The following is a 23,993-nucleotide window of genomic DNA, read 5'->3' as shown; positions in this document are numbered from 1 at the left end:
ATTTGTGAATCAAGACTTTAAATTTTGTTTGAAACTGTAAATTATTTTCTGGATTTCAATCAAATCAGAAATAATTTTTTGTTCAGAATCTTGGCTTAAAAGATTCAATTCTTATGATAAAATTAATTGTGTTTGAAGTTCAAATGCTGATCCCAAAGCAATTGCAAGAAAATGATTGAATTCTTTGTTGTTGTTTCGTCCGCTTCCTTTAGCAATATTTGAAGGTATTGAAACTACACTTCTTTTCATTTGAGAAATCAGTCCGAACTTTTCATCAGATGAAATATTTTGACAAATCAAATAAATATCCTTTGCTAGCACAATGGATTTTTGCCAAAAAAGTAGTTTCTCAAAATTATGCATAGTCTTGATTCTTGATTCTCGGCTCTTGGTTCTTGAAACTTTCCATCATTGCAATAAACTCATCAAACAAATAATTCGCATCTTCCGGGCCTGGACTTGCTTCAGGGTGATACTGCACCGAAAAACACGGGTAAATTTTATGTTTCACACCTTCGTTGGTTCTGTCGTTCAGAGCGATGTGCGTTTCAACCAAATCTGTGTTCTTTAAACTTTCCTGGTCAACTGCGTAACCGTGATTTTGGGAAGTAATCGCAACTTTATTTTTTTCCAAATCCAAAACCGGATGATTTCCGCCACGGTGTCCAAATTTCAATTTGTAGGTTTTCGCTCCGCAAGCCAACGAAATCAACTGATGACCGAGGCAAATCCCAAAAATTGGAACTTTTCCAAGAATTCCATTAATCATTTCCAGCGCGTGAGGAACATCAACCGGATCTCCGGGACCGTTCGAAAGCATCACACCATCAGGATTCATCAACAAAATATCTTCTGCTGTAACGTCTTGCGAAACTACTGTCACGTCGCAATCTCTTTGATTCAGTTCGCGAAGAATTCCGTTTTTAGACCCGAAATCAACCAAAGTTACTTTCAAACCGCGTCCCGGACTTGCATAATTGTTTTTTGTGGAAACATAGCGCACCTGATCATTCGGAAAAGTTTTGTTTTTCAATTCTTCTACAACTGCATTTTCATCAGCGTCTTCATTAACAATTTTCCCTTTTACAACGCCTTTGTTACGCAGAATTCTGGTTAATCTTCTGGTATCGACATCGTAAATTCCGGAAAGATTTTTACGCTTGAAAAATTCATCCAAAGTGATTTGCGAACGGAAATTGGAAGGTAAATCGCAGATTTCTTTCAGAATTAAACCTTTGATGGCAGGTTCCATACTTTCGTAATCGTCGCGGTTGATGCCGTAATTTCCGATCAAAGGATAGGTCATGCAAACAATTTGTCCGCAATAAGACGGATCGGAAATAAGTTCCTGATAACCAGTCATTCCTGTGTTGAAAACTACTTCTCCCTCGGTTTCCAAATTGGCTCCGAAACCTTTTCCTTGGAACACTTCGCCAGTTTCGAGGATTAATTTCTTTTTTTGCTGTATCATTTTTGTAAAATGTAATATGTACAACGTACAATGTAATTTTATTTTTAAAACTTGAAGTACTTTGTACATTGTACATTGTACTTTTTACAATTATTTAAACTCAATTCCTTTTTCTTCTAATGCTTTTTTCAAAATGGCCATTCTTGCAAAAACACCATTTTGCATTTGTTTGAAAATTCGGGAGCGCTTGCATTCGACCAATTCATCATCAATTTCAACGCCACGGTTAATTGGCGCCGGATGCATGATAATGGCGTTTTTCTTCATTTTTTTCTCACGTTCCTTAGTCAAACCGTATTTTTTATGGTAAGAATCAAGTGAGATCTTCATTTTCTCATCATGTCTTTCGTGTTGAATTCGGAGCAGCACCAATACATCAACTTCCGTGATTAACTGGTCGATTGGAAGATAAGTTCCATTAATCATGGCGCCTTCATCAAACCATTTTTCTGGGCCGGAAAAATAAACTTTCGCTCCCAGTTTTCTAAGCGCAACTGCATTGGAATTGGCTACCCTACTGTGTTTTACATCGCCCACAATCCCGATTTTCAAACCTTTGAATTTTCCAAATTCCTGATGAATGGTCATTAAATCCAACAAACACTGTGAAGGATGATTGCCTTTTCCGTCGCCACCATTAATAATTGGGATTTTGATGTCCTTTAAATCTTTATAATACGCATCTTTTTCGTGACGAATTACGACTAAATTTACTCCTAAACTTTCCAGAGTTTTTACCGTGTCATAAAGCGTTTCACCTTTATTCACTGAACTTGTGGAAACATCAAACGGAATAACCCTGAGACCTAATTTTCTTTCTGCAACCTCAAAACTTGTTTTGGTTCTGGTGCTGTTTTCAAAAAAGAGGTTGGAAACATAGACTTCCTGTTTTGCCTTCAATGTTTTCCCTTTAGAAAAACTATCGGCGTCTTTTAGAAGTTTCTCAATTTTGGACGGAGTTAATTCAGAAGCAGTTAGCATAATTTTCTAAAATTTTTGGCAAAAAAAAACGAAGCCCAAAGACTTCGTTAAATAAAATAAATATTGTTGTTGTCGGCATTGCCGTCTAAAAATTCAAATTTCGGAAAAGTGTTTTTCAATGTTTCCATTGGATGCAAAGATATACAAATTTTCTTATTATGCAAGAGTAATTTTTATTAAACAGTAACCAATCTTAAAGCAAAGATTAAAAAAATTTGCTTAATTTTAATGAAAAATATGATATGAAAAACTTATATATTGACGATTTACCTGATTATTTCAAGCAGTATAAAAAATCAATAAAAAACCCGAAAAAATTCTGGGATAAGATTGCAGATGAAGGTTTTGTTTGGTATCAACGCTGGACAAAAGTGGTGGATTTTGATATGGAAGACGCTAAAATAAAGTGGTTTAAAAATGCCAAACTGAACATCACCAAAAACTGTATCGACCGACACCTGAACATTCGTGGCGAAAAAACCGCGATAATTTGGGAGCCGAATAATCCAAATGAAGAAGCACAACATATTTCCTATAATGAATTACGCGACAGGGTTTGCAAAATGGCAAATGTATTACGTGACATGGGAATCGAAAAAGGCGACCGCGTGTGCATCTACCTTCCGATGATTCCGGAACTGGCTGTAACCATGTTGGCTTGTGCAAGATTGGGTGCCGTACATTCCGTGATTTTCGCAGGATTTTCCGCAGCTGCAGTTGCATCAAGAGTTAATGATTGCGGTGCAAAACTGGTGATTTGTTCGGATGGAAGCTATCGTGCCAATAAAGCCATCGATCTTAAGGGAATCATCGATGAAGCGATAGAAAAATGTCCATCAGTAGAGAAAGTTTTGGTGGTAAAAAGAACAGGCAGCGAAGTAAAAATGAAAGAAGGCAGAGATTTCTGGCTGGAACCTTTATACGAAAAAGCGCCTGCAGACTTTATTTCAGTAATCATGGATGCTGAAGATCCATTGTTTATTCTTTATACCTCTGGCTCCACAGGAAAACCAAAAGGAATGCTCCACACCACTGCCGGATACATGGTTTACACGGCTTATACTTTCAAAAATGTATTCAACTATAAAGAAAACGATATTTATTGGTGTACGGCAGATATCGGTTGGATTACCGGACATTCGTATATTTTGTATGGCCCGCTTGCCAACGGAGCGACCACCGTTATCTTTGAAGGGGTTCCTACTTATCCGGAGCCAGACCGTTTTTGGCAAGTTATTGAAAAGCATAAAGTTACCCAATTCTATACCGCTCCTACCGCAATTCGGTCCTTGGCAAAAGAATCCTCCGAATGGGTTGAAAAACATGATTTATCAAGTTTAAGAGTCATAGGATCTGTTGGCGAACCCATCAACGATGAAGCTTGGCATTGGTATAATGACCATGTGGGAAAGAAAAAATGTCCGATAGTAGATACGTGGTGGCAAACCGAAACGGGTGGCATTATGATTTCGCCAATTCCTTTTGTAACGCCTACAAAACCAACTTACGCGACACTTCCTTTACCAGGAATTCAGCCCGTTTTGATGGATGATAAACGCAATGAAATTACTGGAAATCAGGTGGATGGAAATCTTTGCATCCGTTTCCCTTGGCCGGGAATTGCACGCACCATTTGGGGCGATCATCAACGATATAAAGATACCTACTTTACTGCATTTCCAGGGAAATATTTCACCGGAGATGGTGCTCTAAGAGACGAAACCGGTTATTATCGAATCACCGGAAGAGTTGACGACGTGATTATCGTTTCCGGGCATAATCTGGGAACAGCGCCAATTGAAGACAGCATTAACCTGCACCCAGCCGTTGCGGAATCTGCGATTGTTGGTTATCCTCATGATATCAAAGGAAATGCGCTTTACGGATATGTAATTTTGAAAGATTCCGGTGAAAGTCGTGACCGCGAAAATTTGAAAAAAGAAATCAACATGCTGATTTCCGACTCTATTGGCCCTATTGCGAAACTCGATAAAATTCAATTTGTTTCGGGACTACCCAAAACACGTTCAGGAAAAATCATGCGAAGGATTTTAAGAAAAATTGCGGAAGGGGATTTTTCTAATTTTGGGGATACTTCTACCCTTTTGAATCCGGAAATTGTGGATGAGATTAAGGATAATAAAATTTGATCAGTAACAAAACATGTACAATTGCCCTGAAGAAGTGTGAAAGAATGGCGAAACTGCGCCAAAAATTAACGGTAGATGCTTATTGGATACCAATACAGAACAAACAAAAGCGTAAGGTAATGTCCAGTGGATTAATCTAAGCAACAATTCCACAACAAACAATAGCATTAATTTATCCCAACAGAACGCACCGTTCTAGAGATCCGGATCTTTTGCGTAGTAACCGTAGCGAGCCCGATAACCAAAATAGATTTTAAAGTATTTTTCGTAAATTCGTAGTTACAATGAGCTTACACAGATGGTTTACGATTTAGAACAGGAGAACAAAGAAATTCTCGCGCGCTACAAAGACTTGATTTCCAATACTTACCGAACGCTCGACGAAGATCAGAACAAGCTGATCCGTAAAGCGTTTGATATTGCTTTGGACGCGCACAAAGACCAGCGCAGAAAATCGGGTGAGCCTTATATTTATCATCCGATTGAAGTAGCGAAAATTGTGGCCAACGAAATTGGTTTGGGAGCCACTTCCATTGCCTGTGCTTTGCTGCACGACGTTATCGAAGATTCGGAATATACTTACGAAGACCTTTCTAAAATTTTTGGAGATAAAATTGCCGGAATCGTTAATGGACTGACGAAAATTTCGGTGATGAATCATCAGAATATCTCCATCCAGAGTGAAAATTACCGTAAACTTTTGCTGACACTTTCAGAAGATTTCAGGGTAATTTTGATTAAAATTGCCGACCGTCTTCACAATATGCGAACGCTGGAAAGCATGGCTCCGGATAAGCAGAAAAAAATCGCTTCAGAAACATCTTACATCTATGCTCCTTTAGCGCACAGATTGGGTTTGTACAACATCAAATCCGAGCTTGAAGATTTATCTTTAAAATATCACGAACCTGAAATTTACGGCGAGATTACCGAGAAATTAGAACTCGCCAAAGAAAGCCGCGAAAAATATGTTGAGGAGTTTACCAAAGAGGTTTCTGAGCAGCTTCAGGAGGAAGGTCTCAATTTTTCTATTAAAGGACGTGCAAAAGCCATTTCTTCCATCTACAGAAAGATGAAAAAACAGGGCGTTACTTTCGAAGAAGTCTTCGATAATTACGCCATCCGAATTATCTACAAATCTGATCCAAAGAACGAAAAATTCCTGGCCTGGAAGATTTATTCTATTGTTACAGACCTTTATCACAGTAATCCATTAAGAATGCGCGACTGGATTACACAACCACGTTCTACAGGTTATGAATCGCTGCACTTAACCGTTCTTGGTCCTGATAAAAAATGGATTGAAGTGCAAATTCGTTCTGAGAGAATGGATGATATTGCTGAAAAAGGTGTTGCAGCACATTACAAATACAAAGAAGGTTTTCGGCAGAATTCGGACGACCGTAATTTTGAAAGCTGGGTAACTGAAATCCGCGAGGTTTTGGAACAGCAGCAAAACCTTTCTACCACAGAACTTTTGGACAATATTAAACTGAATTTGTATTCCAAAGAAGTTTTTGTATTTACACCAAAAGGAGAAATTAAAATTTTACCTTCTGATTCTACCGCTTTGGATTTCGCTTTTGCAGTGCATTCCGATTTGGGGATGAAATGTCTTGGGGCGAAAATCAATGGAAAATTGGTTCCTATTTCGTACAAATTACAGAATGGTGATCAGGTTGATATTTTATCTTCTCAGAATCAAAAACCGAAAGCGGACTGGCTTGATTTTGTCGTTACTTCCAAAGCAAAATCAAAAATTAAAAACTTCCTGAATTCGCAGAAAAGCGATTTGGTTGATCAGGGAAAAGAACTTCTTCAAAGGAAGCTGCGCCACGCCAAACTTAATTTCAACGACGATGAAATCAATAAACTTCAGAAATATTTTGGTCTGAAAACTTCGCAGGAACTGTTCCTCAAATTCCAGTCGGGAGAAATTGATACGGCCGATTTAAGGAAGTATATTGAAAGTAAAAGTGTCTTCAACAATATCCTAAACCGTTTCCGAAAATCTCCGGTGAAAAACGAAGTGTATGTTGAACATCCGGAAACCAATCTGGATATGATTGTTTTTGGAAAAGATGAAGAAAAACTGAATTACAGTTATGCAAAATGCTGCACTGTAATTCCGGGCGATAAAATTTTTGGGTTCATCACTATTTCAGACGGAATTAAAGTTCATAACGACAACTGTCCGAACGCTATAAACCTCCGAGCTCAGTACGATTACCGTGTAATGCCTGCAAAATGGGTGAATGAAGAAAGCTTCAAAAACCGTGTGAAAATCGAAATCGAAGGTCTTGACAGAATGGGTATGATTAACGATATTACACAGGTCATTAGTAATTCCATGATTATTGATATGAAGAGCATGACGATTGCTTCCAACGACGGAATTTTTACAGGAACCATCAATCTTGAAGTAAAAAACAGGAACCAACTTGAAGAAACTTTCAAACAATTAACCAATATTAATGGGGTCTCGAAAGTAAAACGACTTTAAAAAATAAACATGACTTTAACACAATATTTTAGAAAATTTTTCCATAGCAGCCAATCTTCAGGTATTTTACTCATTATTTGCGTCATCATTTCTTTGATGATTGCCAACTCTTCCCTTTCCGAAGTTTTTCAAAATTTTTTGGATAAAAAAGTAGGAACCGAAATTTTTCATCTTAATTACCCGATAAGCATTTGGATTAATGATGGTTTAATGGCCATTTTCTTTTTATTGGTAGGTCTTGAAATTAAACGTGAATTGGTTGAAGGCGAACTTTCAACCTTTAAAAGCGCTTCGCTTCCTATCTTTGCCGCAATCGGTGGTATGTTGGTTCCGGCTTTAATTTTCGCTTTTTTTAATAAAGGAACAGAATATGCAAACGGTTGGGGAATTCCGATGGCGACCGATATTGCATTCTCTTTAGCAATTATTTCAATGCTCGGAAAAAGAGTTCCAGCAGCTGTAAAAATTTTCCTTGCAGCTTTGGCGATTGTTGATGATTTGGGAGCCATTGTTGTTATTGCAATTTTCTATACAGACCAACTTCATTGGGATTATTTGGCGTACAGCGCGATTGTAATGGCGCTTTTGATTGTTTTGAATTTTCTTGAAGTTAAAAAACATATTTTCTATCTCGTTCCGGGATTATTTTTGTGGTATTTTATGCATCATTCCGGCATTCATGCGACAATTGCAGGTGTTTTACTCGCTTTTACCGTTCCAACCAATGTTTCTACAAGCGAAATATCTCCACTCGAAAAGTTAGAAGAGAAACTGCATTTCCCTGTCAATTTTCTCATTATGCCGATTTTTGCTTTAGCAAACACCAATATTACGCTTCATCCGGGAATGGTTGATGGTTTATTTACGAATTTCGGATACGGAATTGTCTTAGGACTGGTTATTGGAAAAATTGTGGGAATTAATCTGTTTTCCTGGCTTGCTATTCAACTTAAAATCAGCGAACTGCCGCATAAAAGCCGATGGTCTCACATGTTGGGAGCGGGTTTGCTTGCCGGAATTGGATTTACAATGTCAATTTTCATCGCTTTGCTTTCCTTTAAAGGACATGCAGAAATTCAGGACGAAGCGAAGTTTGCCATTTTGGTAGCTTCTGTAATCTCAGGATTTGGAGGATATTCGTTTTTGAAATATGTTGGAAAAAAGAAATTGAAAGTTTCCGATGTGAGGGAAAACTAGAAATTATTTTTCAACAACAACCGTATGCGTTTCATCAGGTTCTTCTAAATCAGGAAGAATTTCAGGGTCGAAATTTTGTGTATTTGCTTTCATTTCGTCGGCAATCATTTTTTCAACACGAACTTTCTTGATGGCGATATTAAGCTCGTTTCCGAGGAGAATCAAAATAATATTCACATTCACCCAAACCATCACCAAAATAATGGAACCAATGGAACCGTAGAGCACATTGTAACGGGCGAAATCTCTCACGTATATCGCGAAAATATAAGTCAGCAAAATAAACAAAAAGGTAGTGAAAACCGCACCCGGAACAGCTTGTTTCCACGTCGTAATTTTAAGACAACCAACCCAATAAAAAAGAGAAAGAAGAATAAAATAAAAGAGTGGAAAAGAAATGAAACTGATAATCTTCGTCAAGTTCTCCACAAACCAGGAAATATTCATTTCCGGTGTAAAAAGTTTCAGCACGACTTCGCTGTAATAAACACCTAAAAGTGAGGCGATAATCAATACAATAAAGGCAATCGTAATGACAAAAGAAACCAAATATTCCTTTACTACTCCACGTTTCAAATCTGTATTTAAATTAAAACCATTGATGAGAGAGTGCGTTCCATTAGTAGCAAACACCAAAGCAAAAACAATCGTAATGTTGCTGATGTTCTTCATATTCGGAATGATGAATTTCTGAATATACGTTGTAATATCCTTCTGAATGTGTGACGGAAAAATATTGCCCATTAAAACTTCAAAAATATAAAACTGAAGCTTGTCGTAATGCGGAAGATAAGGTAATAAGGACAGTAAGAAAAGGATAAACGGGAAAAGACTCAGGAAGAAACTCCACGAAATACTCGCCGCCATTCTCCCAATCTGCATTTTAAAAACACCCTGTCCATAAATTTCGAACATCTTCCACAGAGAAATTCCCAAGAACGGAATATGAATCTCATCCAGAAATTCGTGAATTTTAAGAATGAACTTTGGGGTTTTTATAGCCATTAATCTATCTTTGCACAACAAATATAAGGAAATGCGGATTAATTTGGTATGTATCGGAAAAACGGATGACAAAGAAATCCAAAGCCTGATTAAATATTACTTCATGAGGCTTCCCAAACACTGGAATTTTGACATTATTGAAATCCCCGATGTGAAAAACTCCAAAAATCTTTCTCCCGATTTACTGAAAAAGGAAGAAGCAAAGTTACTTTTTAATATTACCGAAAATTCAGACGTGGTAGTTCTTCTTGATGAAAAAGGAAAACAGTTCACCAGTCGGGAATTTGCCGGAAAAATTGATCATTGGCAGAATTCTTCGGTGAAAAAAGTTTCGTTCTTTATTGGCGGCGCTTATGGCTTTGCAGAAGAAATTTATAACCGTGCAAACGAAAAATTGTCGCTTTCCAAAATGACTTTCACGCACCAAATGATTCGTTTATTTTTTGTAGAACAAATCTACAGAGCAGACCAAATTTTACAGGGAAAACCGTATCATAATGATTGAGATTATGAAATGTGAATTGTGAATAGTCAATTGTCAATTTTAAAAGTTTGAAAAAATCTTCGTAATCTGCCCAATCTGCGAGAAAAACATTTACAAGAAAAAATTGTGCGAGATTAAGCTAGTTTCGAAATGGCTTTCTTCGCCAAATTTGAGAACAATCCGCCCAGCAAAAATCCCATTGCAGCGCCCATTAAAACATCCATTGGGAAATGTACACCAAGATAAATTCTGCTGTAGGCAACAATTGTAGCCCAGAAAAATAATGCAAAAGGCAAAATTCTGTATTTAGATTTGAACAAAAAAGTGAGAAAAGAAGCCAGAAAAAATGTATTGGAAGCGTGACTCGAATAAAAACCAAACTGCCCGCCGCATTTTACTTCCCGCACTAAACCTTCTAAAGACGAGTCATGACACGGTCTTAATCTCGCTACTCCAACTTTGAAAATTCCGGCTAATTGGTCTGAAACTGTTACGCCAAGTGCAATAAATATCAGAATAAAAATGAAGCTTTTCAGCTTAAAATTTTTGTAAAGAAGATATACAAGAATGATGTAAAGCGGCACCCAAACCCAGGTTCCCGAAATCATTACCCAGAACTGGTCGAAAGGTTTGCTCCCCAAAGTATTGAGGTAAATCAGCGCTTCCTTATCTTCCTGAATGATTTCGTACATCGTTTAGCGACTTACAGGTCCCTCGTAATCGTCGTTGTCTGCAAGGTTTACCTTTGGTTTTTCCGGTGCGTTAAGAATGTCGTCTTTCAAACTATTTACCGGATTGAAATCTTTTGCGGCGTCCTTTACTTTCTCTATTTCGCGCTTGATTTCGGAGACAGGATTGTCAGTTTCCTTCAGGATTTCCGTTTTTACATCTTCCATTGCGCCACGCATTTTACGAACACCCGAACCCAAATCTCTGGCGATTTGCGGCAGTTTGTCCGGTCCGAAAAGAACTACGATTGCCAAAGCAATCATCAACATTTCTCCTATGCTTAATTCCATGGTGCAATATTACAAAAGTTTATAGAGATAGCGCTGAATTTTAAGAAATTTTAAAGCTTCTTATGTTTTTTGTTATCGAAGACAAAATATACAATCAAAGCACTGATGGCCATTAGCAAAAATCCAAGAAAGAATGGCGCTCCCGGGAAAATAAAAGGCGCTTTATCGTGCGTAAAATAATAGAAAATATTCGTCATAACAGGAGGTCCAACGATTGAAGTTAAACTTACCAAACTCGCCAAAGCACCCTGTAATTCGCCCTGTTCGTTTTTCGGAACTTCTGCAGAAATTACCGACTGTAAAGCCGGTCCTGCAATTCCACCCAAACCGTAAGGAATCAGAAACGCAAACATCATCCAGCTTTGGTTCGCGAATGCAAATAACACCATTCCGAAAGCATACAGCAAAAGTCCATAAAAAATACTCTTCTCATTCCCTATTCTCGGTTGAATAAAACGAATCAGATAACCCTGAACCAAAGCTGCCATAAATCCCGAAACTCCCAACGAAATTCCCACCAAAGCTTCCGTCCATTTGAATTTGTACATGGTGAAGAACGTCCAGTTGGTTTGTACAGCGTGACCTGCAATGTAAACGAAAATCAAGGCTAAAATTAATCCTAAAATTTGGGGATATTTCTTGAGTTGCAGCAAGGAACCCACCGGATTTGCCCTTTTCCAATTGTAGGCTCTGCGATGGTCTTTATCCAAAGATTCCGGGAGAATAAACAATCCGTAAAGAAAATTTATCAAACATAAAATTGAGGCTGCATAAAAAGGAACTCTAGCTCCGTAATGTCCTAAAACACCACCAATTACAGGGCCAATAATAAATCCCAAACCGAAAGCCGCACCAATCATTCCAAAATTTTTCGCGCGGTCTTCATCTGTGGAAATATCTGCGATATAAGCACTGGCAGCCGTAATACTTGCGCCGGTAACTCCCGAAAAAATTCTACCAACAAAAAGCCAGAAAATACTTGGTGCAATTGCCTGAATAAAGAAATTAATGGAAAATCCTAAAAGAGAAAACAAAATAATCGGCCTTCTTCCGTATTTATCGCTCAAACCACCCAAAACAGAAGCGAAAATAAACTGCATTGCCGCATAAACGAAACTCAGCCAACCTCCATATTGCGAAGCAACACTTAAATCCGGGTTATGTATGAGCTCCTGAATCAGTTTCGGAACTACGGGAATCACAATTCCCCACCCTGTAATATCGATGAGCAGAGTAACGAAGATGAATCCAATCGCAGCCGATTTCTGATTTTTTTTCATAAGACAACCGCAAAAGTAATGCTTTTACAGAAACAGATTTTTAAAATTTTTCGAAAATACCGTTCAACAACATAAAAATAACGCCAATGAAAACCCATATTCTGAGCAGATTCATGAGCCAAAACATTTTCTTCAGTTTGAAATAAAATATCGGTAACAAACACAAAATCAACACAAAAGCTGATATTGAAAAGTAAATCACCAAATAATTAAAATGCTGAACTTTCGCCACAATTAAGCACGAAACAATGGCATTCAAAATCAATAATAAACTGATGATGATGGTTGCAGGTTTTAGTCCTAAAACATTTGGAGCCGTTTGATAATTAAAAATTTTATCGGGACGCATCGTCAAAATATCTTTGATTTGGTCGATAATCAACAAAATTAAAAACAGAAAAGCAGCCATCAAAAATAACTTCATCGAAAAATGCTGATAATATACCAACATCCCAAAAAATGGATAAAGCGTTAATGAAACATAAGTTAAATTATTGAAAAACAATACTTTACTGATTTTATGACTGTAAAACCACATCAAAAACTGATAAATCAAAAAGAAAATAAAAATTCTTGGCGAAAGCAAATAAGCTACTCCTAAAGAAATGATATTCAATGCGATATAAGAATAGAGAAAATATTTCTGCTTCAGAAAACTTTGTAATTTTGTACGGAAAGGTTTCTGTAATCTGTCCTTTTCCAAATCATAAAACTGATTGATAATTCCACCTGCAGCAATGCTTAAAACCGCGCAAAAAATAATACCGTGAACTTTAAAATCAAAAACAAATTTCCTTAAACTTTCTTCCTGATTAAAAAGGAAAAACGTAGAAACATACAGTGTGAAAACGAAGAACATCAACACAAAAATTCGGGCTCCCAAAAGCAAGCTCACAAACTGCGAAATCCGATAAAGTATAGGGTTTTGTTCTTTCATAAAGTGTAAAGCCGTTCACAAAGCGTAAAGTTGAGCTCAATTTTCGTGCGACCTTACCATTTTTTAGAATCTGTAGATGACCTCTTTGTGGAAACCGTCCAGCATTTTTTCTGCCTTCGCGTAATCCTTCGTGAAGCCTAAAATATAACCTCCACCTCCGCTGCCGCAAAGTTTCAGATAGTATGCATTGCTGTCGATTCCGTTTTTCCAAGCGTTGTAAATACTTTCGGGAATCATCGGACGGAAATGTTCATAAGCCCAAACCGACAATTTTTTAAGGTTTCTGAAGAACGGATTCATATCTTTTTTCAAGAAAGCATCGATACATGCGTTGTTGTAACGGATAAACTCTTCCTTCAAAGTTTTGCGGAAACCTTCGGTTTTCATTTTCTCGAAGAAAATCTGAACCATTGGTCCGGTTTCGCCCACAATTCCGGAGTCAATCAAGAAAATGGCTCCTTTTCCCTGTTCTTCTTTCGGGATAGCAACTTTATCAACGTTTTCTTTATTTTCGATGAGAATCGGAAGATTCATGTAGCAAATCAAAGGGTCAATTCCTGAACTTTTCCCGTGGAAATAGCTTTCAAGCAAACCGAAAACTTTTTTCAAGTCTTTCAGTTCATCTTTGCTAATATTGTCCGGAGACCTTTTTACAACGGAATAACGTTCGAAAATCGCAGCAACCAAAGCACCGGAACTTCCAACGCCATAACCTTGAGGAATATTGGAATCGAAGAACAATCCGCCTTCAATTTCCTTTAAAAATTCGTCAACATTCAGTCTGAAATTTTCCGGTAATTCAAGATTCGCAAGATAATCCGCATATTTTTTCAGATGTTGATTTGATTTTTTCTCGAAATCAGAACTCAAATCCGAAAACTTCAGCGTTCCTTTATAGAAACTGTAAGGAAGCGTAAGTCCCTGTGAATCTTCAATAATTCCGTATTCACCGAACAAAAGGATTTTAGCGTAAAATAAGGGATTGGTCATAGTTTATTAATCCGTTGATTTTCAGTTGCAAAGTTACGAAATTTTTCAATTCCAAACCCGCTTTTAACTTTCAGCAAAATGTAAGCCAATTTTTTAGGAATCTTTAAATTTTATTTATTCATTCTTACCTGAACAAATCTAATCAAAATAGCCCCTAAAATAAAGAATCCGGACATCGCGATGAAGGCGTACTGCATATTTCCAAATTTCTGAATCATCACAGAAAAAATCAACATTCCGCAAATAATCGCCAGTTTTTCCAATACGTCGTAGAAACTGAAATAAGTCGTTGTATCCTGAGAATTTTCGGGCAATAATTTAGAGTAGGTGGAACGCGACATCGCCTGTAAACCGCCCATTACCAAACCGATTAAAGCAGCCAATCCATAAAACTGCATCTGAATATTTGGATTTTCTCGGTTCATGGAAAATGCCGACAGACAACAGATGACCCAAATCACAACGGCGATGGTAATGACATTTTTATTGCCGATACTTTTTGATAGTGATGAAAACAACCACGCACCAAAAATTGCGATGACCTGAATAACTAAGATGGTGATGATGAGTTTGTATTTCTCGTCCGATTTTGGGAAAACTTCGTTACTTCCGAAAGGTGTAGCCATCAGGAAAATTGTCTGCATTCCGACGCTGTAAAAGAAGAAACTCGATAAGAAAAACTTCAGGTTACGGTTCCCAAAAAGCTGATTTCCAACCTTAAACAGTTCCCGAAAACTTTCTTTAGCCACATCAATGTAGAAACTGATATTGTCTTTTAAAACTTCCCAAAAACCACCCTGCTCTTCATGTCTTTTAAAAATATTCTTATAGTTCAGAAGTACTAAATCTTTTGGCAATTCGTCTTTCACATTCCCGAACTGAGGCAAATGTTTAAAGGTGTATTGTGAAAATCCAAACCACCAAGCTCCGGTTAAAAGAAAGGTAATTCTGATGAGGATATTTTGCATTTTCGGATCGGTTGTAATGCCCTGAATGATGAACAAACAGAGGATTAAAAGTACCACAGAACCGATGTATCCGTAAATATAACCTTTCGCGGAAAGCGCATCGTGTTTATCCGGTGTTGCAATATCCGGCAAAAATGAATTGTAAAACACCAAACTTCCCCAGAAACCAACACTCGCTGTAATGCTGAACAGAAGACCTAGGAAAACATTGTTCATCCCCGTAAACATCGCTAAGCCCATACACGAAGTTGCTCCCAAATAACAGAAAAACTGCAGGAAAGATTTCTTATTTCCAATGGTATCCGCTAAAGATGAGAGAAAAGGAGAAAGCAAAACCACGAGAAAAAACGAAATCGCGTAGGAAAAACTCAGAACCGCATCCGGTTCGTACGTTTCACCAAAAATTTTAATCATGTGACGTACAGGAACTTCCTGATATTCGTTCGCGACTGCTACAAACTCCTTTTTGTTGAATTTTGTGGTAAGAATCGTATAATAAATCGGAAAAATCGTGGAGGTTATTACCAAAGAATATACAGAGTTCGCCCAATCGTAAAATGCCCAAGCTTTAGTGATTTTCGGGTCATTTTTCTGAATCTGCGGGTGAAGATTTTCGTTTTCCTGCATTAGTTTTAAAATTATTTAGACAAAAATAAAAAAACCATTAAGAAATCGGTAAAAAAACTTCAATTCTTAATGGTTTATTAATTAGATTATTCACTTCGCTATGCTTCGTTCAGAATGGCAATACTTGCGTTGGCTTACTGCATATTTTCGATAACGATTGCAGAAGCTCCGCCTCCACCGTTACAAATTGCTGCAGCTCCGTATTTTCCGTTGTTCTGTTTCAAAACGTTAATTAATGTAACAATAATTCTTGAACCTGAACTTCCAAGAGGATGTCCCAAAGAAACTGCACCACCGTTAACGTTCACTTTTTCAGCATCTAAGCCTAAAATTTTATTGTTCGCCAAACCTACAACTGCAAACGCTTCGTTCAATTCAAAAAAGTCGATATCAGAAATTTCCAAGCCTGCCTTTTTCAAAGCGATTGGAAGTGCTTTTGAAGGCGCTGTTGTAAAGTTTTCCGGTTCGTGAGCGGCGTCTGCATAAGAAATAATTCTTGCCAAAGGCTTCAAACCTAATTCTTCCATTTTTTCTTTCGACATCAAAACCAAAGCTGAAGCTCCGTCATTTAAAGTAGATGCGTTTGCAGCAGTTACGGTTCCGTTTTCTTTTTGGAAAACTGTTGGTAAAGTCCCGATTCTGTCGAAGTTAACAGCTTTGTACTCTTCATCTTCACTGAAAATTACAGGCTCTCCTTTTCTTTGAGGAATTTCTACAGGGACAACTTCTTCTGTGAATTTTCCTGCTTCCCAAGCTTTCGCAGAACGTTGGTAAGACTGTACAGCGAAATTATCCTGCTCTTCTCTTGTAACGTTATTGTCCAGCGCGCATTTTTCAGCAAAAACTCCCATGTGAACTTTGTTGTAAACGTCTGTTAAACCATCGAGCATCATTCCGTCCTGCATTTTTACATCACCTAATTTTGTTGCATTTCTTGCGTTGTAATAATGCGGAACCAACGACATATTTTCCATTCCACCTGCAACAATAATATCCTGGTCTCCGGCTTTAATCGCTTGAGCAGCAATTGTTACCGCTTTCATTCCCGATGCACAAACTTTATTAATGGTTGTTGCCGGAACTGTATTGGAAAGTCCTGCATCAAGCGCAACCTGACGCGTTGGAGCCTGTCCTTCTCCTGCCTGCAAAACATTTCCCATGTAGATTTCCTGTACAAGTTTTGGGTCCAGGTTTATTTTGCTCAAAGCGCCTTTTACTGCTGCAGCTCCCAATTTTGGAGCAGGAACTGTTGATAAACTTCCCATAAAACTTCCCATCGGTGTTCTAGCCGCGGAAACTATAAATACTTCTTTCATTTTATTTTTATATAAATACTTAATTTTTGTTTGAATTAAATTTTCCTGCAAAAAGCATTAATAATGCTCCGGAAAATAACAGTAACCAACCTGCTTTCAGCTTTACGGTACCTGCAGCAATATTTTGCCAGGATTTGAACGGAAGAAAACTGAAAAAATCGATCGACTGAAATCTTACTGCAATAAGCGTAAAGACAAAAAGAATCAGTAGAAAAACTGATACTACCTGAACTGCCACTTTTTTATTGAGTACAATCCCAAGAAGACCTACAAGACAAAATAACCAGCAAATAATCGCTAAACTGTGGTCGGTTTGCCAATAATTCCAATGGCCAAGAACGGGAACGTGAACAAGCGGAAGAAAACTCCCGATAACCACCAATAATAATCCGATGAACTGAATATATTTCATTGCTTTACTTTCGCCAAAATACAAAAAAAAACACACTTCCGAAAAAGTGTGTTTTGATTTTATTTTAAAGGGATTGGTTAATGTTTGAGCTCTGCCACAACCGCCGGATTATGCTTGTGCTTGAACAAAATTGCAAAAGCGATTGCAATGATCAGTGCGTAAATGGCGAAAACGAACCATATCTCATGCCACATCTTGGCACCATCCGGATTGGTGAAGAAGGTAGAAATGAGCCAACCACTTACCGAGCTGCCTAAAATGGCTCCGAAACCATTGGTCATCATCATGAATAAACCTTGTGCTGATGAACGAATTTTGCTATCAGTGGTACTTTCTACGAATAATGATCCTGAAATATTAAAGAAATCGAAAGCCATTCCATAAATAATATTCGAAAGAATAATAAGGACAAGCCCGAAACCTTCCGGTGCTCCCAGTGAAAAGAAACCGAAGCGCAAAACCCAAGCTCCCATACTGATAAGCATCACTTTTTTAATTCCAAATTTATTAAGGAAGAAAGGAATTGCCAAAATGAAAAGCGTTTCTGAAATTTGAGAAATAGAAATAATCATGGTAGAATATTGCACTACCGCTGAATTTTTGTAAGCTTCAACTGCGCCAAAATCTTTTAAGAAGGTATCACCATACATGTTGGTTAACTGTAATGCAGCACCCAAAAACATTGAAAATACAAAGAACAACGCCATTTTTTTCTGACCAAATAATTTGAAAGCGTCTAATCCTAATTTTTCGGACCATGTAGCATCATGAGCGATGAGTTTTGGAGGTGGACATTTCGGCAAGAACATTGCAAAAATCCCTAAGAAAATTGCAACAAACCCAGCAATATAAAACTGATTTGCATTAAGCGAATTCGAGAAAATTCCTGCTAACATTTCGCCCATTTTAATACCTGTTTGGGAGAATGATTGCTCATCACTGAAAATATTGGTGCACCACATTGCTACGATAAATCCGATGGTTCCCCAAACTCTAATTGGAGGGAAAACTTTTACGACATCGTAATGGCTATCCTTCAGTAATTTGTACGAAATAGAGTTTGATAGCGATAAAGTAGGCATGTAAAAACACATTCCTACCAATAAAATCCAGAAAAAGGAAGTTGGATCATCGGTTTTTGCTAATAGGAAGAGCGTAATTCCGTAGAGAATATGAAGCATTCCGTAGAGTTTCTCGGCATTGATCCATTTATCAGCGATAATTCCCATCAAAGCAGGCATGAACACAGATGCAATCCCCAATGTTGAAAATACTGCTCCAAACTCGGCTCCGCTCCATTGCTTATAAGAAAAACCATAAGTTCCGAGTGTGGTAAGCCACGCGCCCCAGACAAAAAACTGCAAAAAACTGATTATGGTAAGTCGTAGTTTTAAATTCATTATAGTTTAAAAAATATTTATTAATCGATTTTCTTTTTTCTGCGTTTGATTTCTTCCTGAAGCTCCATCGCAGTATCGTAGTCTTCTTCTTTTACCGATTCTTCGAGCAATTTCTGAAGTTCTTCCATCGTTAAACTGCTTAAATCTCCGGAATCTGCTTCTGCTTCGAGATCCTGCGTTTCGGATTCTTTGCCGGTTTCTTCAATATCCAGAAGAATTCCTGCATCGTTAAGAACCTGTTGTGTAGTATAAATGGGTGCATCGAAACGAACAGCCATCGCAACTGCATCGGAAGTTCTGGCATCTAAAATCTGCTCTTCGCCTGTTTCTTTATGACGGAAATTGATGTTCGAAAAGAAAACACCATCTACAATTTGATAAATAATAACTGAAGTGAGTTCGAAGCCGGCAAGTTTAACGAATTTGCTGAACAAATCGTGTGTGAGCGGACGCGGTGGATGAATGTCTTTCTCCAACCCCAAGGAAATGGACTGCGCCTCAAAATTGCCGATTACTACAGGAAGTTTTACCGAGGTTTCCTCATGCTCCAAAAGCAGTGCATAGGCGCCAGATTGTGTTTGGCTGTAGGAAATTCCGCGAATAACAAGTTTCTTATAATCCATATCACAAATATAATTTTATTTTTTTTATCTGTGATTTGAATTTTTGATTTTTTCGCTATTCTTTTCTTAGCAGTAACACTTTGCAGCCCGGCTTAAGTGGAGCTCTTTTTTGTGAAATGAAATGGAACAAAAAAAGCGGGAACGGAAGACGGAAAAAGCTGCCCAAAATATCAAAAAAAAATGTCCCTCTTTCGAAGGACATTCTGTATTTATTTTTTAACCTTTACGGGAACTTCTTTGTTCGTGGTAGATTTACCGTGCGGTGTTTCTTCTTTCCCTTTACCTTTCAGCAAATCATAAGCAACTGCCGATGCGATAAAGATGGATGAATAGGTACCGAAACCAATACCCAACAACAATGCAAACATAAATCCTCTAAGGTTTTCTCCACCGAAGATGAAGATGGCCAAAATGACAAGGATGGTTGTGAATGATGTGTTGAAGGTTCTTCCCAACGTACTTGAGATAGAATCGTCGAACAATCCAGCCAAAGTAAGAGATTTTTTCTCTCTTAAATACTCACGGATTCTGTCGAATACGATTACAGTATCATTAATAGAATAACCCAAAACGGTAAGGATTGCCGCGATGAAATCCTGATTGATTTCCATGTTGAACGGCATGTACTTATGAAGGAATGAATATGCGCCCAAAATGATAATAGCATCGTGGAACAAAGCCAATACCGCTCCTAAAGAGAACTGCCATTTTCTGAATCGTAGTAAGATGTACAGGAAAATACCTGCTAAAGCTGCAATAACTGCGAAAGTACCTCCGGTTTTAATATCATCTGCAACTGAAGGACCTACTTTTGTTGATGAAACAATTCCGGCATGAGCATTATCTGAAGATTTAAATTGCTCTAAAGTAATGTTTGCAGGAAGGTCTGATTTCATGCCCTCGAACAATTTTCTTTCCACCGTTTGGTCAGCTGCCAAAGATTCGTCATCGATAAGGTAATCTGTAGAGATTTTCAACTGGTTGTCTTTCCCAAAAGTTTTTACATCTACAGAAGAGTTTTTATTGTCTGCAGTTTTGAAAGCTGCAGTTAGTTTTTCTTCAATTTTACTTGCATCCACCGGCTTTTGGAAACGTACAACGTAGTTTCTACCTCCAGTAAAGTCGATACCATATTTAAAGTTGTTGGTAAAGATAGAGAACAAACATAATGCTGTAAGAATACCAGAGAAGATGTAAGCGTATTTTCTTTTTCCAATAAAATCAATCCAGATATTTCTGAACATATTTTTAGTTGGCGGCGTCCAAACCGAAAGTCCTTTTCCTTTGTTCAGTCTGCTGAAAATCATTACTCTTGAAAGCAATACTGAAGTAAAGAACGTCATTAAGATACCGATAATCAAAGTTACCGCGAAACCTTTAATAGGACCTGTACCGAAAATATACAATACCACTGCGGTAAGAATCGTCGTTAAGTGACCATCGATAATTGCAGAAAGTGCATGTTTGAAACCGTCTTCATAAGCCTGCTTAATTCCTTTACCGGCAAATAATTCTTCCTTGGTACGTTCATAAATAATTACGTTTGTATCTACCGCCATTGCCATTGAAAGTACGATACCCGCAATACCCGGAAGCGTTAAGGTAAAGTCTCCGGAATCCATCATCCCGAAAATATAGAATAAGTTGATGATCATGGCGATGACCGCATAAACACCAGCTCCACCATAATAGAAAATAATGTAGCAAATAATTAAAGCAAAAGCGATAAGGAATGAATACATCCCAGCCTGAATAGATTCCTGACCCAAAGAAGGACCAACAACATCCGCCTGAACCACTTTTGCACCTGCAGGAAGTTTACCTGCTCCCAAAACGTTCACCAAATCCTGCGCTTCTTCCTGCGAGAAGTTTCCGGAAATCTGTGTTCTACCGTTTGGAATTTCGTTGACTACGTTTGGCGCTGTATAAACTCTGTTATCCAAAGTTACGGCAACCGGTTTGTTAACGTTTTTCGCTGTTAAAGTTCTCCAGTCTCTTGCTCCTTCAGAATCCATCTGCATATCCACAACAATTCTTCCTAATTCATCGTAGCTCACGTTTGCTTTTTCCACAGCACCATCAACAGGAGCTTTTTGGTTTACAGTACCTCTAATCGCGTACAATACCAAGTTTTCAGCATCTGTAGATTCCGGCTTATAACCCCACATGAACTGTGTATATTTCATGTTGGTAGGTCTTGCATCAATTGCAATTTTGCTGTTGATGATTTTGTTTACAGCTGCAGTATCAGACAATTTTACGTTGGCAACACCGTTTGCTCTTAAGGAGTTTACCTGCAGCATTTTCGTAAAGTTTGCTGTTTTAGCAACGCCCATAGAATCTCCTTTTGCAGCTACCAAAGCCTGAAGCTGTTCGAAGTACGGATAAACTTCCGGTACCTGCTGTACTTCCCAGAACTGAAGTTTCGCAGAAGTTTGAAGCATCTTCTTCACTCTGTCGATATCTTTAATTCCCGGCATTTCTACAGAAATTCTTCCTGTTCCAGGAACTCTCTGTACGTTGGGCTGTACTGCTCCCATTTTGTCGATACGCGTTCTGATGACTTCAAAAGCAGTTCCGATAGACTGGTCGATTTTTCTTCTAACGATGCTTTTAACCTGATCGTCAGTAGTATTGAATTTCACTTCTGTAAGTTTCGTGTTCCCGAAGATTTCCGGGTCTGCAAGTTTCAGGTTAGTACCTTTTTGTTTGTTAACGATATCGAACTGCTCAAAGAAGTTTTCGATATAGGATTTTGTTGAATTTTTCTGCGCTTCATCTGTTCTGTTTAGCGCTTCAATCAAAATTGGGTTGCTTGAGTAGTTGGTTAAATCGTTTACCAAATCTCTTTGGTTGATTTCCAAAAGTACGTTGATACCGCCTTTCAAGTCCAAACCAAGTTTCATCTCTTTTTCTTTTGCTTTAGAGTAGTAAAGCTTGGTGAAACCCAAGTTTAGGGTGTCTTTGGAAAGTCTAGCGATTTCCTTGTTGTATTTTACAGGATCGTTTCCTGCAGCTACTGTCGCCTGTTTTTCAATTTTGCTTGAGTACCAAGTTGGAAGTAATTCATTAAGACAGATAAGTCCCAGAATGATTGCAACCAACGTAATAAGTCCTTTTCCTTGCATTGTTAATAGTTTACAACATTAAAATTATAGTCGGCAAATATAATGATTTCCAATAGAATGAAGAATTTTTACAAAAAGATTTTATTAACATCCTTTAACAAAAAAATCCCGACGAAAAATCGGGTTTCATTTCATATTTTTGGACAAATTATTCCATAATTCTAAATTTCAAATCAGAACTTGCGTGAAGAATACGTATAATCAAAATTTTATCAGCTTTTAATTTTTGATAAAAGATGATGTGCATACTCACTAAGTAACCAAAAATATTCTCATCAATCTTATCGTAATTTTTTCCAAAATTGGGATTTTCAATTAAAAATTCAAATCCGGCAATAAGTTCTAAATAATATTTATCTGCTTGCGTTTCAGACCATTCATCAAAAGTATAATTCCAAATATCTGAAAGATCTTCTACAGCCTTGTTGGACAGAACATAGCTACCCATTTTTTAATCTTTTGGCTTTTATTTGCTCTAAGTGTTTTTTAGGATTAAAATCTTTTACAAAACCACTGTCAACACCATCTTGTAAAGCTTTTCGAAGCGCTAGAATTTTGTTTTCTTCATCTTCCAATAGTCGAAGACCCGCACGAATTACTTCGCTCGCATTTTTGTATCTGCCTTCAATAATACGAGCATTAACGAAGTTTTCAAAATAATCACCGAGAGAAACGGATGTATTGCGTCCCATATTTTCTAATTTAAACCTTTTATCAAAGTTACCAATTTTTGGTAATTATCAAAGTTTTTAAATCCAAAAATTACACCGTCATCGAAAAAATTCTTGTTTCAGGTTTGTTGCGAAGCATTCTCAGGTCGAAAGTCATCGCTACGTTTCTCGTGAAAGGTCTTCCTTTTTCGGTGATTTTAATTTGATTTTCTGAAATTTCTACCAAACCGTCGGCTTCCATTTCTTTCAGTTTTTCAATAGAATTTTCCAGTTCCGGAACAAAATTCTGAACGTTCCACGAAGTTTCCAACTTACACATTAAATTCAGGATATGTTTTCTGATAATTAAATCTTCTTCGTCCAAAATATGCCCTCTGAAAACCGCAATTTCTCCCGCTTCTACTCTTTTCTGGTAATCTTCCACCGTTTTTTCATTCTGCGCAAATCCGTACCACGAATCTGAAATCGCAGACATTCCCAACCCAATCATGAGCTGTGTTTTGCTGGAAGAGTATCCCATGAAATTACGGTGAATTTTCCCGTTCAGCATCGATTGATACAAATCGTCATGTTCCAAAGAAAAATGGTCCATTCCGACTTCTTTGTAGCCTAAATCTTCGAGTAATTTTTTACCGTTTTCGTAGAGTTTACGCTTTTCTTCCCCGCTTGGCAAATCGTTTTCATCAAAACCCCGCTGTCCTACTCCTTTAATCCATGGAACATGAGCGTAAGAATAAAAAGCCAGTCTGTCCGGTTTCAGCTCCATCGTTTTGCGGATGGTATTTTCCATTTTTTCCCAGTTTGGTTTTGAATTTTTGGGCCCAAGTGTTT

The 23,993-nt window shown here is 37.7% G+C and carries 21 protein-coding genes and 1 pseudogene; 4 read left to right on the top strand and 18 right to left on the bottom strand.

What is annotated here, in order from left to right; genetic code table 11:
- Positions 1-111: 111 nt before the first annotated feature.
- From Q0252_RS08145 to Q0252_RS08135, 3 genes are all read right to left on the bottom strand, one after another.
- Positions 112-363, bottom strand: coding sequence for a four helix bundle protein (locus tag Q0252_RS08145; protein ID WP_367174833.1), 252 nt, complete (start codon positions 361-363; stop codon positions 112-114).
- A complete protein-coding gene (gene carA / locus Q0252_RS08140; RefSeq protein ID WP_297985215.1) occupies positions 356-1,471 on the bottom strand; it encodes a glutamine-hydrolyzing carbamoyl-phosphate synthase small subunit in 1,116 nt (371 codons plus the stop codon). The genes Q0252_RS08145 and carA overlap by 8 nt, the downstream gene beginning before the upstream one ends.
- A gap of 90 nt (positions 1,472-1,561) precedes the next feature.
- Positions 1,562-2,452, bottom strand: coding sequence for an aspartate carbamoyltransferase catalytic subunit (locus Q0252_RS08135; protein ID WP_297985213.1), 891 nt, complete (start codon positions 2,450-2,452; stop codon positions 1,562-1,564).
- A 242-nt stretch (positions 2,453-2,694) separates the two neighbouring features.
- On the opposite strand from Q0252_RS08135, the gene acs reads away from it, so the two are divergent.
- From acs to nhaA, 3 genes are all read left to right on the top strand, one after another.
- On the top strand, positions 2,695-4,602 hold the full coding sequence (acs, locus tag Q0252_RS08130) for an acetate--CoA ligase (protein WP_297985212.1): 1,908 nt from the start codon (positions 2,695-2,697) through the stop codon (positions 4,600-4,602).
- Between the two features lie 298 nt (positions 4,603-4,900).
- Positions 4,901-7,105: a RelA/SpoT family protein gene (locus Q0252_RS08125; protein WP_297985211.1), complete on the top strand. Its 2,205-nt coding sequence runs from the start codon at positions 4,901-4,903 to the stop codon at positions 7,103-7,105.
- Between the two features lie 9 nt (positions 7,106-7,114).
- Positions 7,115-8,302 carry a Na+/H+ antiporter NhaA gene (gene nhaA / locus Q0252_RS08120; protein ID WP_297985209.1) on the top strand — a complete coding sequence of 396 codons (1,188 nt, stop codon included), beginning with the start codon at positions 7,115-7,117 and terminating at the stop codon, positions 8,300-8,302.
- Positions 8,303-8,305: 3 nt separating this feature from the next.
- On the opposite strand, the gene Q0252_RS08115 is transcribed toward nhaA, so the two are convergent.
- Entirely contained in the window at positions 8,306-9,307 is a 1,002-nt protein-coding gene (locus Q0252_RS08115; protein ID WP_297985208.1) for a YihY/virulence factor BrkB family protein, read from the bottom strand.
- Between the two features lie 31 nt (positions 9,308-9,338).
- Here Q0252_RS08115 and Q0252_RS08110 point away from each other — a divergent pair, with 31 nt between their 5' ends.
- A complete protein-coding gene (locus Q0252_RS08110) occupies positions 9,339-9,812 on the top strand; it encodes a 23S rRNA (pseudouridine(1915)-N(3))-methyltransferase RlmH (RefSeq protein ID WP_297985206.1) in 474 nt (157 codons plus the stop codon).
- 113 nt (positions 9,813-9,925) lie between these two features.
- On the opposite strand, the gene Q0252_RS08105 is transcribed toward Q0252_RS08110, so the two are convergent.
- The 14 genes and pseudogenes from Q0252_RS08105 to Q0252_RS08040 form a co-directional block, all read right to left on the bottom strand.
- The gene (locus tag Q0252_RS08105) at positions 9,926-10,483 is read right to left on the bottom strand and encodes a phosphatase PAP2 family protein (protein WP_297985205.1); all 558 of its coding nucleotides are present in this window, start codon (positions 10,481-10,483) and stop codon (positions 9,926-9,928) included.
- A gap of 3 nt (positions 10,484-10,486) precedes the next feature.
- Positions 10,487-10,810: a twin-arginine translocase TatA/TatE family subunit gene (locus Q0252_RS08100; protein ID WP_297985204.1), complete on the bottom strand. Its 324-nt coding sequence runs from the start codon at positions 10,808-10,810 to the stop codon at positions 10,487-10,489.
- Between the two features lie 50 nt (positions 10,811-10,860).
- Entirely contained in the window at positions 10,861-12,090 is a 1,230-nt protein-coding gene (locus tag Q0252_RS08095) for a TCR/Tet family MFS transporter (protein WP_297985203.1), read from the bottom strand.
- Between the two features lie 40 nt (positions 12,091-12,130).
- Positions 12,131-13,027: a UbiA family prenyltransferase gene (locus tag Q0252_RS08090; protein WP_297985202.1), complete on the bottom strand. Its 897-nt coding sequence runs from the start codon at positions 13,025-13,027 to the stop codon at positions 12,131-12,133.
- 63 nt (positions 13,028-13,090) lie between these two features.
- Positions 13,091-14,017, bottom strand: a complete 927-nt coding sequence (locus Q0252_RS08085) for a mevalonate kinase (RefSeq protein WP_297985200.1) — start codon at positions 14,015-14,017, stop codon at positions 13,091-13,093.
- Between the two features lie 110 nt (positions 14,018-14,127).
- Positions 14,128-15,612, bottom strand: coding sequence for an MFS transporter (locus Q0252_RS08080; RefSeq protein WP_297985199.1), 1,485 nt, complete (start codon positions 15,610-15,612; stop codon positions 14,128-14,130).
- Positions 15,613-15,746: 134 nt separating this feature from the next.
- Positions 15,747-16,928 carry an acetyl-CoA C-acyltransferase gene (locus tag Q0252_RS08075; RefSeq protein WP_297985197.1) on the bottom strand — a complete coding sequence of 394 codons (1,182 nt, stop codon included), beginning with the start codon at positions 16,926-16,928 and terminating at the stop codon, positions 15,747-15,749.
- Positions 16,929-16,947: 19 nt separating this feature from the next.
- Positions 16,948-17,340, bottom strand: coding sequence for a hypothetical protein (locus tag Q0252_RS08070; protein WP_297985195.1), 393 nt, complete (start codon positions 17,338-17,340; stop codon positions 16,948-16,950).
- Positions 17,341-17,417: 77 nt separating this feature from the next.
- Complete coding sequence (locus tag Q0252_RS08065) at positions 17,418-18,740, bottom strand: nucleoside permease (RefSeq protein ID WP_297985193.1); 1,323 nt, start codon at positions 18,738-18,740, stop codon at positions 17,418-17,420.
- 20 nt (positions 18,741-18,760) lie between these two features.
- Positions 18,761-19,363: a bifunctional nuclease family protein gene (locus Q0252_RS08060; protein ID WP_297985191.1), complete on the bottom strand. Its 603-nt coding sequence runs from the start codon at positions 19,361-19,363 to the stop codon at positions 18,761-18,763.
- 209 nt (positions 19,364-19,572) lie between these two features.
- Positions 19,573-22,491: a protein translocase subunit SecD gene (gene secD, locus Q0252_RS08055; protein ID WP_297985189.1), complete on the bottom strand. Its 2,919-nt coding sequence runs from the start codon at positions 22,489-22,491 to the stop codon at positions 19,573-19,575.
- A gap of 148 nt (positions 22,492-22,639) precedes the next feature.
- A complete protein-coding gene (locus Q0252_RS08050) occupies positions 22,640-22,939 on the bottom strand; it encodes a type II toxin-antitoxin system RelE/ParE family toxin (RefSeq protein ID WP_297985188.1) in 300 nt (99 codons plus the stop codon).
- Positions 22,932-23,183, bottom strand: a complete 252-nt coding sequence (locus tag Q0252_RS08045; protein ID WP_297985186.1) for a type II toxin-antitoxin system ParD family antitoxin — start codon at positions 23,181-23,183, stop codon at positions 22,932-22,934. Before Q0252_RS08045 ends, Q0252_RS08050 begins: the two co-directional genes overlap by 8 nt.
- A gap of 70 nt (positions 23,184-23,253) precedes the next feature.
- A pseudogene (locus tag Q0252_RS08040) lies at positions 23,254-23,993 on the bottom strand (coproporphyrinogen III oxidase); the annotation flags it as partial.

The sequence above is a fragment of the uncultured Chryseobacterium sp. genome (assembly GCF_936933875.1).
Lineage (GTDB): Bacteria > Bacteroidota > Bacteroidia > Flavobacteriales > Weeksellaceae > CAKZIK01.
The sequence above is the reverse complement of the archived record's forward strand: the minus strand, read 5'-3'. Positions and strand labels throughout refer to the sequence as shown.

Coding starts and splice junctions, on each gene's coding strand:
- Q0252_RS08145 (WP_367174833.1), bottom strand. CDS start 363: ATGCATAATTTTGAGAAACTACTTTTTTGGCAAAAATCCATTGTGCTA.
- carA (WP_297985215.1), bottom strand. CDS start 1,471: ATGATACAGCAAAAAAAGAAATTAATCCTCGAAACTGGCGAAGTGTTC.
- Q0252_RS08135 (WP_297985213.1), bottom strand. CDS start 2,452: ATGCTAACTGCTTCTGAATTAACTCCGTCCAAAATTGAGAAACTTCTA.
- acs (WP_297985212.1), top strand. CDS start 2,695: ATGAAAAACTTATATATTGACGATTTACCTGATTATTTCAAGCAGTAT.
- Q0252_RS08125 (WP_297985211.1), top strand. CDS start 4,901: ATGGTTTACGATTTAGAACAGGAGAACAAAGAAATTCTCGCGCGCTAC.
- nhaA (WP_297985209.1), top strand. CDS start 7,115: ATGACTTTAACACAATATTTTAGAAAATTTTTCCATAGCAGCCAATCT.
- Q0252_RS08115 (WP_297985208.1), bottom strand. CDS start 9,307: ATGGCTATAAAAACCCCAAAGTTCATTCTTAAAATTCACGAATTTCTG.
- Q0252_RS08110 (WP_297985206.1), top strand. CDS start 9,339: ATGCGGATTAATTTGGTATGTATCGGAAAAACGGATGACAAAGAAATC.
- Q0252_RS08105 (WP_297985205.1), bottom strand. CDS start 10,483: ATGTACGAAATCATTCAGGAAGATAAGGAAGCGCTGATTTACCTCAAT.
- Q0252_RS08100 (WP_297985204.1), bottom strand. CDS start 10,810: ATGGAATTAAGCATAGGAGAAATGTTGATGATTGCTTTGGCAATCGTA.
- Q0252_RS08095 (WP_297985203.1), bottom strand. CDS start 12,090: ATGAAAAAAAATCAGAAATCGGCTGCGATTGGATTCATCTTCGTTACT.
- Q0252_RS08090 (WP_297985202.1), bottom strand. CDS start 13,027: ATGAAAGAACAAAACCCTATACTTTATCGGATTTCGCAGTTTGTGAGC.
- Q0252_RS08085 (WP_297985200.1), bottom strand. CDS start 14,017: ATGACCAATCCCTTATTTTACGCTAAAATCCTTTTGTTCGGTGAATAC.
- Q0252_RS08080 (WP_297985199.1), bottom strand. CDS start 15,612: ATGCAGGAAAACGAAAATCTTCACCCGCAGATTCAGAAAAATGACCCG.
- Q0252_RS08075 (WP_297985197.1), bottom strand. CDS start 16,928: ATGAAAGAAGTATTTATAGTTTCCGCGGCTAGAACACCGATGGGAAGT.
- Q0252_RS08070 (WP_297985195.1), bottom strand. CDS start 17,340: ATGAAATATATTCAGTTCATCGGATTATTATTGGTGGTTATCGGGAGT.
- Q0252_RS08065 (WP_297985193.1), bottom strand. CDS start 18,740: ATGAATTTAAAACTACGACTTACCATAATCAGTTTTTTGCAGTTTTTT.
- Q0252_RS08060 (WP_297985191.1), bottom strand. CDS start 19,363: ATGGATTATAAGAAACTTGTTATTCGCGGAATTTCCTACAGCCAAACA.
- secD (WP_297985189.1), bottom strand. CDS start 22,491: ATGCAAGGAAAAGGACTTATTACGTTGGTTGCAATCATTCTGGGACTT.
- Q0252_RS08050 (WP_297985188.1), bottom strand. CDS start 22,939: ATGGGTAGCTATGTTCTGTCCAACAAGGCTGTAGAAGATCTTTCAGAT.
- Q0252_RS08045 (WP_297985186.1), bottom strand. CDS start 23,183: ATGGGACGCAATACATCCGTTTCTCTCGGTGATTATTTTGAAAACTTC.